Consider the following 12,510-nt stretch of genomic DNA (forward strand, 5'->3'; position numbering starts at 1 on the left):
ATCTCCCGCGATGCATCGAACTTATTTGCCGCCGTGCGCCACTTTGGCCCAAAACCCGGCTCTTGGTGAAATGCCGTACGGGCTGCAATTAAGTCCTCAATATCCCGGGAGATCCTTCGCCAACAGGCTCAGGATGACAGAGTTGTGAAGTCTCTATTTTGGAATTAATCCGCACCCACGCCTTCGTACTGCTGCTGTGAGCTCTGCGCCATCAGCTCTTCGCGCAGCTTGCGTTCGTACTCTGCAAGTTGTGCGTCGATGCTGTTCACAGCCTCGCGTTTCTTGACAAGGTCTTCACGATAGCGGCGCAAGAAGTAATCGATGGTCTCTACGCGAATTCTGATCGAGCCGGTCGGCTTATTTTCATCGAGATCCTTGAAGGCGAAGTACGGAGTACCCGAATTCTCGATGATGTCCTCAATCACGGAATAGATCGGGGCATCGTGACCGCACTTGAAGTTGGAGATCTCGAGGGCCACAAGATTCGGGTGTCGCGCGGTGAACTTGGCCGCCCAGATCTTGTGATTGGTGCTGGCGGAATAGGCGTTCTTCCAGACGTCGGTGATGTCCAGCGGATCTTTGATCACTCCGGCGCGAACTTCATCGCCGAAGAGCCGGTCGAGTATGTCATCGTCGATCGGCAGCGTGCTCTGGGAGAAGATGGGATAGCCGAGCTTCTGGAACTCTTCCATGATCTCGTGATTTACACCGGGATCGTGGTGGTACGGACGTCCAAGCATCACGATGCCGATACGGTTCTCGCGCTCCAGCATGTCGAGCGTTTCCCGCGCTCGCTTGCGCAATCCGTCGTCATAAGCTTCCTGCGCTTTGAATGCCACTTCGATTGCACGCTCGTTCTCTTCTTCTGAAACGCCCAGCACCGGAGCCCATGCGCGATACATCTGCAGGGCGAAGAGCTTGCGGTCGGCAAGGTTCACGATGGGATCGAGATACTCAATTCCATTGTCGGCAAAGACATTCGCTTCTTTCGTGAAAGCAGCCTTTACAGCATCTGGAGTCGCCGTCACCGTAGGACACGCGTTCGAACCGGTCGTGCACTTGAGATGCGTGGTGAGCACATCGATCATGGGGAAGAAAATCGCGTCCAAGGGCTTCTTGGCGTGCTTCACGAAGATCAGGTTGTAGACATGTGGTATGCCGATCTTCGACGGGAAGCATGGATCGATTGCGCCGCGCCCAGCGCCGGCCTTGTACATGTCGCGATTGGTGTAGTCGGAGTAGATGATGTTCTCCGGCTCAAGCCCCAAGGTCTCCAGGTATGCGCTGAAGAGCGGCGCGTACACATACATGTTCAGCACTTTGGGCATGCCGACACGGAACGCGGCCCGCTTCTTCATCAACTCTGCGCGCTGCTTGACTTCGGCCTTGAACGTCCACTTCGTATTCGGAATCGGATCGGCAATCTTCGGCGGATTCTGCGAGCGCCACACGCCGCTGGCCGCGATCTCGACGTAATTGGGATTTGCTTCTTTCAGCGCATCGAGTCCGGCCTTAATGCCGCGCATGTCCTTCACATCTTCGACTTGCCCCTTTTCGCAGGTCGAGATAATAAGGCGCTGCTCGCCGGCTTGGAGTGGAACCTTCGACTTGAATGCCGGCGCCTTCCAGTTCTCGGTGTCGCCGGTTTGCACGTCGATGAAGGTACGCAGGCAGTTGTTTTTACAGAAGTAGCAGCGCGTACCTTCGTTGCGAGTGGTGCGATAGCTGATGTTCTGCACCGCGTCGAGGCCGATGAAGGTGCTCTCGTGACCATTCTTGAAGATGCGCATCGCTTCCACTCCCGCGCCGATTGCACCCGACTCGCCGCAATGCTCGTGGACGATGACTTCGGCTTCGGCCTGTTCGCTGCGGAAATGCGACTTCACAAAATCGACTTCGGCCTTCACTGCCGCCAGGTTCTTTTGCGTGCCACCTTGCAGTATGAAGCGTTTTCCTAGCTTTGCCAGATTGGGAATGCTGGCGACATAGAGGAAGATGTTCTTCGGCAGCACCGCCGCGAGTCCCGCAAGAATTTCTTTTGCCGCCCAGCCCTGGCGCTGGAAGTTGACAATGTCCGACTGCATGAACACGGCGCAGCCGTAACCAAAGATCGGCATCTGGTTCGCGGAGAAGGCAATATCGGAGTACTCTTCGACTTTTATGCCGAGAGACTCGGCGGTCGACTGCAGGAAGTATCCGTTGCCCGCCGAACACTGCGTGTTCAGCTTGAAGTCCTTTACACGCCCGTCTTTGAGGACGATGAGCTTGATGTCCTGACCGCCGACATCGACGATGCAGTGTGGATCGTCGTAAAAGCGCATCGCCGATTCGGTATGCGCGACGGTTTCCACGAGCGCGACATCAGCGTGCAGCGTTTCCTTCAGCACATCCTTCGCGTAGCCGGTTGTTCCCACGCCGAGCACTTCGAGGGTCGCACCCTGCGCCTCCACCTGCTGTCGCAGCGAGCGGAACATGTCGATAGTGTCTTGGATCGGATTTCCGTTCGACAGTTGGTAGGCCTTGCAAAGCAACTCGCCTTCGTCCGATAACAGCACGGCTTTCGTCGAAGTAGAACCGCCGTCGACGCCCACAAATCCGCGCACGGCTGATCCCGGCGTGAACTTCGCGGCATTGAACTTCGGGATCGTGTACTTCTTCTTGAATTCTTCCAGTTCTTCGTCCGAAGTGCTGAGCCCGGCCGCGCCGGAGCTGGCCTTCTCTTCGAGGCGTCCGACATCAATGTAGTGCTCGAGCTTGGCTGTGCCCTGATACCAGCCCACATCAGGATCTTCGTCCTTACCGAATTCGACCGAGCCCAATGCAGCAAAATACTGCGCGTTATCAGGAGTCTTAATGAGTTGCTCCGGAGTCATGCCCTCGGGAATCTGCACGTTGCGTTCTTCCCAAGTCTTGGGAATGTTGTGCTGCCACGCCTCGCGCATTCCCTTGATAAAGCAGTTTGGGCCGCCGAGGAGCAGAACGTGCGGGCGCAACGTGTGTCCGCGAGTGAGAACGGAAAGGTTCTGGAGAACGATGGCGTCGAACAGCGATGCCATTAGCTGATCTGGGGGAACCGCCTGCTTCTGCAGGCCGTTGATATCCGTCTCGGCGAAGACGCCGCACTTGCCGGCGACCGGATGCAGCTTGATCCCGTGGTAGCCCTGCTGGCACAGCTCGTCGGCTGGAATCTTGAGCTTGGCATTGATTTTGTCGATCACGGCGCCCGTGCCGCCGGCACACTTGTCGTTCATTGATGGGATCTTTTTCTTGCGCCCGCCGGCTTCGTCTTCTTTGAAAACGATAATCTTGGCATCCTGCCCGCCAAGTTCGATTACCGAATTCACTTCCGGATGAAGCTTCTCGACCGCTAGGGAGACGGCGGTGACTTCCTGCACGAACTTCGCACCGATCAGCGGGGCAATGTTGCTGCCGCCGGAACCAGTAATGAACATGCGGCAGTTGTTGGGCGCGATGCCGGCTTCGGCCTGCATGCGATTCAGGAACTCGAGAACTTTTTCCGGCTGCTTGGTCTCGTGGCGCTGGTAGTCGGACCAGATCATCTGGTCCGTGGCGGCGTCGACGATCACCGTCTTTACCGTCGTGGAACCTACGTCCACGCCGACGTAATACGCGAGCTTGGTTTCCCCGAGCGGGACAGGATTTGTACGCGGTTTGGGCTTGGGCCGTGGAAGCGTCGCGACGAGCTCACCGAGTTTTACATCCAGCTTGATCGCCTTGCTGCTCCCGCAGCAACCGTTGCTGTGATCGTAGCTCCCTGACAACACCCACCTCCAGGCCCCTAAGGGCGGAATTGAGATAGCCCAGCACGTAAGTGCTGGGTTAGCTCCGAAGGTTTGTAGAGCGCCGTAGGCGCGGCATCATGGTCCGCAATGTGCCGCCCCTCCGGGGCTCCAATCTGTACGACCGTCTCCCCAGGACTTACGTCCTGGGCTAATCATCTGCCGCGCCTCCGGCGCTCTGGGCTTTGCTTCGCTCGCCTACAACTGCTGCGCTTCGATCATTTCGATCGCCGTTTACTTCACCCGATGGCCCGATCACCCGATTCTTCTCAGTCGTCGCTCCAGTTCGTAACACCCTGGAACCCATGCATCGCTTGCTTAAATAGCCACTTAATCACGCGGGCGTCGTTGTAGCAGAAGCCTACGATGTGGTTCAGCGTGGAGAAGCAGTGCGGCTGGCACGACTTCTTCATCTCGTTCAGCGGACCGGGCTCGAACTTGTGGTTCTCGATCGTGCCCCAGTCGTAATGCGTGTTGTACATCGGGAAGCACGGTGCCAGCGTTCCGTCCGTACGAATGATCAGCGTGTTCTGTCCGGCGCGGCAATTCCATTCCTGAATCCCGCCGCGCATGAACTCCTTCATTTCAGAGATGCGCGACGTGGAGTTCGTCATCTTGTAGCCCGCCCGCTGCTTGGCCACCAGCCACTCGAGCAGTTCATCTACCTGGTCCCAATGCTTTTCAGTGATGTACGTCGGGTTGTTGTTCAGATGCTTGAAGTGCTCCTGCTCAGTCAGCGGCGACTCGCAGATGTGATAGTCGGTAGCCACTCCGTTGTCGTGCGCGATCTCGGTCAATTCGCGGACATCGTCCATGTTATTGCCGCAGATGTTGATATTGATGAATACCGAGTACCCGTAACGGAACTGCCGTTTGATCAGGTAATCAAAGTTCTTGCGAATCGGCACCAGCGCCTTGGGCAATCCGGGCTTCAAGTCGACGGCATCGATAGCCAGATTCACTACCGACACTCCGGCATCTCCGAGCTTGTCGATTACGTCGGGACGGAGTAGGCGTCCATTTGTGGGTATGTAAACCCAAAAGCCCTTCTTGGTCGCGTAGTGCGTAACTTTGTGGGCGAAGTCGGGCCGGAGCAGCGGTTCGCCACCCATAAGCGCGAGCACGCGTCCTGTTCCTTCGTGCAGCCAGTCGATCGAGCGTTTGGCGATGTCCTCGCTCATGCCCTTTACTCGATTGTCGAATGCCCAGCAATAATGGCAATCGAGGTTGCACTTCCATTCGGTGAAGAGATAGGACACGATCGGATGCAGGTGGCCAGGAAGAATTCGCGACTTCAGATAAGGCAGAGCCCAGCCACGCATAGCGTGAGCGATCTGCGCCGGACCGTACTTCCGCCTGCCGTCTTTCGGCACGTAGTCTTCGTCGCTGCCCTCTTGCAATTTAGGACGGCTTGGAAACGGCGGGACTGGCAGCGTCTGCAGCACACCGCTCGGAGGGGGAGGCGGCACCGGCCGTGCCGCAGGCTTCATTAGCAGCTCATGGAGCTGAACATCCAGTTTGTATTGTGGCGGAGCCTCGGGAGCGGGGGCTGCCAATTCTTGAACTTCGGCCATCTCTTGAAGTCACCTTTCTGATGCGTATGGTCATTCCGTGCAAAAGCAACGGATCCCAATTGACACGCAACAACTCTTGACAACTGAGATTCCGCTCCCGCCGTTGCGGCTACGGAATAATTTTTCTGTTCTCTAAGACGCGGTCGCTAGAGCCCGGGCCTGAATGGGAACGCGATATAGCTTCTTGCGCCCGTTGATCAGGTCATTGACATGAAGCACAAAGTTCGCCGCCACGCCGGTCACACATTCGCGGTGCGGAATGGGGTAGAACAACTGCCGCAGCTCAGGATGATCGGCGACGTAACTCTTGATCTCGTCCAGCGATTTGCCGGTTGACTTCAACGCATCGTCGAATTCGAGGCGCGCCTTGACCTTGGCTTCGCCAAGCGCCATCTGCACGCGGCTGTGCGCATTGATCTCGCCTTCGCCCGAGGTTTCGATGGGCAGAAAGATCATGTCTTTGAAAGCGTTGGCCACAGCCGATTGCGCGCCGTCGGACTGCGTGGACGGCATGCAGCCGAAGGGCTTCAGAGCCAGCACCATGTGGCAGAGCTTGTGCTTGGTGTAGTAGATGTTCTTGCCGACTTCAAGGTGCCCCTCGCCGCCGCGCGCGAACTGGTTGTAGAAGGGCATGGCGAGATCCGCCATTTCCTTCTGATCGATCAAGTGATGGGCGATATCGCCCAGCGCCTCGACCACACGATGATATTGGCGAGAGTAGATCATCTCGCCGACGCTCAACATCGCAATCTTCTTCTGGAAGTTCAGCTCGTTGACCGCGTGCTTGTGCAGCTCCCACCACGCCGGCTTCTTGTGCTTATCTTCCAGCGGCTTCTTCTCGCGCCACCGCTCTTTCACCTGGTACATCATGTACATGACCCAGGTGGCAATTGGTTCCACGAGGACCTGCGCGCCTTCCCGTTCCAGGAAGGCAAACATGTTGAAATTGCCATCTCCTTCAGTGGTCTGCGCCCAAAATTCGCCGATGATTTTTACCACTGGCTTTATGCGAAGACGGTCGACCTCAATGGTCGCGAGATGATCGTGGACAGCCTGCAAGCACTCTTTGTAAGCGGTTCCGTAGAGGTGCTCCCAGACTTTCCCTAGGGAGTTGACCGTCTTTTCCCAGCCGGTATTCTTGTGCTTCGCCAGATAACTGGTCATCCACTTCGGCAGATCTTCGAGGTCTTCGAACGGCTTGCGCTCCTTGAGCATGGCGCACATCAAGTCGACCGATTCCTGGAATACACGGTCGGTCTGCCCCTTGTTTACCTCGAATGGACGGATGCGGAAGATCATCTCGTTCATGATGTCGCCCATATTCAGGGCGTTGAACATGCCCATGCCGAAGTCGACCGTGAACTTGAGCCCGGGCTCGCCGGAGGCGGCCTTCACGCCATCGTTCTGCTGAAAGAGCAGCACGCGGAAGCCGTCGTAACCGGCATTCTGGAGGGCTAGACGATATTCGGCCTCATACATGCCAAAACGACACGGCCCGCATGAGCCGGCGGTGAAGAAGACGTAGTTATCGAGAATGTCCTGCTTCGGGACTCCGGCAGATTCAAGGAGTTGTAGATATTGAACGAGGTTGCCGACAGTAAAGTACGTTGGGTTGCACTGACCGTTGTTGCCGTACTCTTTCCCCAACTGAAACGCAGCAACGTCCGGCGTCGGCAGCACGTCGCACTTGTATCCGCAGGCCTCGAAAACGGCCTTCATCACCTTCTCGTGCTTCCAGGTAAGTCCGCCGATCAGAATCGTGACTCTGTCGCGCTCGGCCGCGGTAAATGCACGTTCAACCGGACGATGGAAGTGCTTAGCGTGCTTGCTGTCCAAGCCAGCTTCGCGTGACAGGCGGTCACGTTCCGCGGCTAAACGACGGCGAATTTCTTCTTCAACAGAAACAGGCGGACGGCTGGTCAAACCCTGGAGCGGAACATCGATTTTGGTGACGGACATGTTGTTCTCCGTGGGGATCTCGTGAGGCAGTCAGTAAGGTTGATCGTTGTTGACTGAGGGAGCGAACAATGAACCTTTGGAGCCGGGGAACGGAGACGAGATGCGGCAGTTCGTCTCTCAGGAATTGGAAATCGATTGTCTTGTTTCGGGAATCTGGGAGTGGAGTGTTGACAAACCGCGGGTGTAGCGTACGCAGAATGAGACTGCTACGACAAATAACAACGAAACTGTCCATGCTCAGCGAGCGAAATTCATGCATGGCCGCACCCAGCTTTACGTCAGATGCTGACAGTGCGTTTCAAGATACATTTTTGACAAATACTTGGCAAGTAATGCGGTGCGCCATCTTGCGCTGGGCCCGAGGTACGTATTTTGTTCACTCTGGCACGTGTAGAGCTCTTACTCTTGTTAGTTTTTGTGATACGAGTAATTTGCTCTTTAAATGAGGGCCTGACAAGAAGTACGCCGCACGGTGTGATACGGAACAGCAGACTCCCCGCGCCAAAGGCAGGCGCGAGGAATGACAGTCTAAGGGGTCGAGCCGGATCAACCGCTGGGGTCAGGAACGCGCGAAAGAAAAACCTCTCGGTATAATTTCCAGTTGTACGGAGCACCACATGGCCTTCACACCTCCGCCCGACAAGATTATGTTCGAGATCTATAAAGACGTTGCCCGGAACGGCAATTATCAAGTGATTTACTTCACCGAACTCGACGACCATAACCGGGAAGCCGAAATCAACCGCGCCGCCAACGGTGAGCATGTCTACGACGGCTTCATTCGCAATCGCGGCAAGGACCAGGCGAAACTAGTGCTTGGTTCTATTCTGGAGCGGCTGAATAGCGGAGAACAAATTCAGGCGACAGAGATTGAGAAAGAGCTGCAGCCTTACACGGCGTGAGTTCTTCGCATGGAACTTGCAGAACTGTCATCCTGAGGCTGTCTTCTGGCCGAAGGATCTCCCGCCGCGTGTCCGATTGATTGCTGCTTCCTTGGCTCTCCGGCCCAAGATATTCGCCTAAGGGCCAGGACGTCGCAACGGAGTTCGAAGCATTCCGGGAGATCCTTCGGCCAACATCGCGCCTCAGGATGACAGTCTTTGTTTTTAGCTGTCCTCAACGGCATCCAGGAAGGCTACTGGCTGGCGGCTGGAGTCACGCAACCCCAAGAAAATCCGCGTCAATCCTCAAATCCGCGTTCATCCGCGTGAGCTTTTGCTTTTGACTTCTGCCTGACGAAAACGCCGGGCGAGGCGCCCGGGCGCTCCGTTTCTACCTGCTTTAGAACGTCAGCTTCAGACCAAACTGGAACTGGCGTGGATCGAACGCCGCAGTTGGCTGTCCCGCATTGGTCCAGAGAATGTTCACGTCGGCTACGTTGAACTTGTTGATCAAGTTGAACATATCGACTGTGCCTTCGAGTTTGAAGCGCTCCGTCAAGTCGAACAGACGCCCGATACGCAGATCAGTGAAGACCGTGGTCGGCTTAATCCCGGCGTTACGCTTCAGGTTTCCATTCAGAGTGCCATTCAGGTAGCAAGCTGGCTGCAGGAATCCAGTGGGGGAGAACCGTGAGGCGACGGGCACATCAGCACACAAGTTGACTGCCGTGTTTGCGGGCACTACCAAAGGACGATCGGTGTTTGGCCCGAAGTCGAAGTTGCGGTCGGCTCCAACCAGAATATTGAATGGCCGCCCCGAGCTGGCTTCGACAATCGGAGCTACGGTGAAATTACTAAGTAGCTTGCCGACCCAACCCTCACCAACTCTTCCCGACTGATACACACTGCTGAACACAAAACGATGACGCTGATCGAAGGTCGACTCTGAGCGTTCCGCATTGGGATTGAAGCTGTCCTGCGGAGCAAGGAGTGACTGGAGATCGGTAGAGTCGTCGATGGCGTGTGACCAGGTATACGACGCCAGGAACTCATAGTGACTGCTGAAGCGCTTGCGCAGATTCGCGGTCATCGCGTGATAGACCGAGCTGCCATTGGCGTAATTAGCGATCATGTCGCTGAAGGGAACCGGCACTCCCAGACCGAGCCCGTTTGCCTGTTCAACCGACTGCACCAGCGCCAGACACTGCGCGGGGACGACAGGCACAAGCGACTGGTTAAGTCCGGACGGACGGAAGAAGTTCGTAACTGCTGCCGGCACGAATGGCCCGGCCGCTCCGACTCCGCAAGCCGCGACCGAAATGGGCAGCGTGCTCGGCGTAACCGCGCCCGCGGCCACAGCGTTCTGCCAGTTCTTTAGGAGTAGATCGCCGCGAGTCGGATTGGCGTTGATTGGCCGATTGATGTGATGACCGCCGTTGAAGTTGTAATTAAGAGCGAGGGAATAGTTGTGGCCCAGATCGCGCTCGATCCCAAAGTTCACTTGCTCGGAATATGCGTACTCGAAATTCTTCGCGGTGGGGAAGCCGAACGGCAGAATTGAGAGCGGAACACCGGCCGTAATGAAGTTTTGGTTTACGAAGAGTGAATTCGCATTCAACGCGTTGTATCGCTGCTCGGCGGGCAAATACTGAAGTCCTGCGGCCAATGCCGGCGGCAGAGCACACGCAGAGCTTGTCTGAATGCCCATGAAGCCGTTGGTGGCATTCAAACTGCCTACACCCTGAGTCGAGGGTACCTGCGGATTACAAAATGCGCCGCCGCCGAGAATGAGCTGGGGCGCCTGCGAGCCGTCGGCCACGTCGGAATCGAAAGCGAGAGCCAGCAGCGGATGGTCGAAAAAGACCCCGTAGGATGCGCGAATCGCGGTCTTACCGTCCTTGAACGGATCCCAGGCAATGCCAACGCGGGGAGCAATGTTATTCAGGTCCTGCGGGATGCCTTGAGTGATTCCAAGCGCGTCCTGAGCTGCAGCGGACATGGCATTGCTGGCCGCAGGTGTCGGCGTGAACTCGACGTCGTAACGAGCGCCGTAGTTCAGTGTCAAGTTCGGCTTAATCCGCCACGAGTCTTGCAGGAAGAAGCCGAGCGTGTTGTTTGTGAAGCTGGCATGGGGATTGCCAACGCCTTGTACGAAGCTCTGCGGAATACCTAGTCCGTACGCCTGCACCGGCGAGAAGTCAGGAACACTGGTTCCGAGAAAGGTGGCAGGGAATCCGAGCTGGACGGCCGACAGTGAGCCGAAGTTGTAAAGCCCGCCAAAGTTCACGGTGAAGTCGGCATCGAGCGGTATATGGTTTACATCGCCGCCGAACTTCACTTGATGGTTCCCAAGATTCCACGAAAAGACATCGGCCACCTCGTGGCGCTGCTCGGTGCGATCCACAAACGAGAAGGGTTCACGACCGAAGAATGCAAATCCCGGAATGTTGATGGCCACGTCTCCGCCGCCGGGTCCGCTGGAGAAGTTGTAGAGCAGTCCGCGGCGCGAGTACTGGTATCGGAGCTCATTCACTTTGGTATTTCCGATCACCCATGAATCCTGCGCGGTGATGGCGAAATCGCGATAGGTTTGCTGCGATGTTCGCGAGTAAGAATTCTGTCCGAACGTCTGATTCTGTCCATTGACCTCAATTCCCGTCACGGTACTCGGACTTACATTGCCACGTAGCATCAATTGCTGATTATTGGTGAGCTTGTGGTCGAGGCGGAGACTGTATACCGTGGTACCTTCAAACACGGGAAAATTCCCAATCTGGGAGTTGAGGCTATGAAAGGAAGCCGGTAATGCGACGCGAGACGTAACAAACGCAGGAGCGCCACTGAGCGGGCCGTAGATCGCGGCCACCGATGGTAGCCTCCCGTTCACAGCGGTTGATGAGCCACCACCCACGAGCGCCGAATATTGCTGGGCAAAATTCAAAGCCACAGGATTCGCGAGTGCGGCGTTGGGAATTCCATTCAGGAATGCCTGCTGCGTCGAGGTGCCCTGGAAGATTATGGCGCCTTGTGGCGCACCGTAGAAGCGCGAGACATCGACCGGTACGAGTCCAAAGCTGTTCTGTCCGATGCTGGAAAAGCCACTCTCGTGCCGCCGTGTAGTCTCGAATGAGAAAAAGAAAAAAGTCTTGTCTTTGACAATCGGGCCACCTAGGGTCGCTCCAGGCTGCACACGCGTGTATGCGGGATCCTTAACCGTCGAGAATGGATTCGTGGCCTGAATATTGCGGTTGCGAAGATAGGCGTAGGCCGATCCGTGCCAATTGTTCGTACCGCTCTTGGTAATGATGTTCACGATGCCGCCGGCTGCCTGCCCGTATTCGGCGTTGTACCCGTTGGTGATGATCTGGAATTCCTGCACCGCCTCCTGGGAGACAGTCGACCGAATTCCATTCACTCCGTTGTCGACGTTGTTCATGCCATCGAGGTTCACCAAATTGGCGCGGGCTCGCTGGCCGCCGAAATTGAGTCCAGACGTCGGAGCTGCTCCGATGCTGGGCGCGTCGTCGCGGGTAAGTTGCGAGTTCGTGAGCGCAAAGTTGATGTAGTTGCGTCCGTTGATAGGCAAATTCTCAATTCGCTGGGTGTCGATGGTTGTTGACTGGGCGCTACGCTGGGTTTCGATGAGTTCCGCGTTTGACTCGACCGTCACCTGCTCCGACGTACTCGCCACCCTCACGCGCACTGGGAGCTGGGCATCTTGTCCAATGGTCAACACGACCGGACTCTGAACGAGCCGGGCGAAACCGGGAGCATCCACCTGGATGGAATAGTTGCCAGGGGGCAGGTTCAGCAGCACATATTCTCCATCGGCGTTTGATTGAGTCGTGCGCTCCAGGTTTTGTGCGGCAAGCCGCGCCGTGACCTTGGCGTTGGGGATGACTGCACCGTTTGGGTCCTGAACAATCCCGTGCAGGTTAGCGGTAGCGATGTTCTGGGCGACGAGGTTAAGAGATAGGAACACGACCGCACTACAGAGCGTTCTTAGAACTCGCTTCATGAAGACTCCTGATCGAGTAAATGGGGGCAAGCGAAGGACTTCAGACCCATCACGACGCACGCAGTACTTGGTCCTTTATTTGCCGTCTATTACGTTCTTGTGACTTGATTGCCGCAAGGTTTGTACATCAGTTAACCGTGCGATTACAAGCGGCAACGTAACCTCTCGTGCACGGCATAGGACGACATCCCGCGACAGTTTCGGGAAATGTCGGAATCAAGGAAGGACTGACGCAGTGATGAAAACAGTGGCACAGCCGCCCTCGGCCAGCTCTACCC

At 56.4% G+C, this 12,510-nt stretch carries 5 protein-coding genes; 1 reads left to right on the forward strand and 4 read right to left on the reverse strand.

The annotated features are described in order from the left end of the window. Window positions 1–164: 164 nt before the first annotated feature. The 3 genes from VNX88_04165 to VNX88_04175 form a co-directional block, all read right to left on the reverse strand. Window positions 165–3,782: a BadF/BadG/BcrA/BcrD ATPase family protein gene (locus tag VNX88_04165; GenBank protein ID HWY67834.1), complete on the reverse strand. Its 3,618-nt coding sequence runs from the start codon at window positions 3,780–3,782 to the stop codon at window positions 165–167. Between the two features lie 287 nt (window positions 3,783–4,069). Then, complete coding sequence (locus VNX88_04170) at window positions 4,070–5,374, reverse strand: radical SAM protein (GenBank protein ID HWY67835.1); 1,305 nt, start codon at window positions 5,372–5,374, stop codon at window positions 4,070–4,072. 132 nt (window positions 5,375–5,506) lie between these two features. Next, complete coding sequence (locus VNX88_04175; GenBank protein ID HWY67836.1) at window positions 5,507–7,333, reverse strand: hypothetical protein; 1,827 nt, start codon at window positions 7,331–7,333, stop codon at window positions 5,507–5,509. Window positions 7,334–7,950: 617 nt separating this feature from the next. On the opposite strand from VNX88_04175, the gene VNX88_04180 reads away from it, so the two are divergent. Further along, entirely contained in the window at window positions 7,951–8,235 is a 285-nt protein-coding gene (locus tag VNX88_04180; protein ID HWY67837.1) for a hypothetical protein, read from the forward strand. A 379-nt stretch (window positions 8,236–8,614) separates the two neighbouring features. Here VNX88_04180 and VNX88_04185 read toward each other — a convergent pair whose 3' ends face one another. Next, window positions 8,615–12,232: a TonB-dependent receptor gene (locus VNX88_04185; protein ID HWY67838.1), complete on the reverse strand. Its 3,618-nt coding sequence runs from the start codon at window positions 12,230–12,232 to the stop codon at window positions 8,615–8,617. Between the last annotated feature and the right edge of the window lie 278 nt (window positions 12,233–12,510).

It is taken from the genome of Terriglobales bacterium (assembly GCA_035567895.1).
GTDB lineage: Bacteria > Acidobacteriota > Terriglobia > Terriglobales > Acidobacteriaceae > Gp1-AA112.

Bases quoted from the DNA above. Each gene is read 5' to 3' on its own strand.
- VNX88_04170 (HWY67835.1), bottom strand. From the start codon at position 5,374: ATGGCCGAAGTTCAAGAATTGGCAGCCCCCGCTCCCGAGGCTCCGCCA.
- VNX88_04185 (HWY67838.1), bottom strand. From the start codon at position 12,232: ATGAAGCGAGTTCTAAGAACGCTCTGTAGTGCGGTCGTGTTCCTATCT.
- VNX88_04175 (HWY67836.1), bottom strand. From the start codon at position 7,333: ATGTCCGTCACCAAAATCGATGTTCCGCTCCAGGGTTTGACCAGCCGT.
- VNX88_04180 (HWY67837.1), top strand. From the start codon at position 7,951: ATGGCCTTCACACCTCCGCCCGACAAGATTATGTTCGAGATCTATAAA.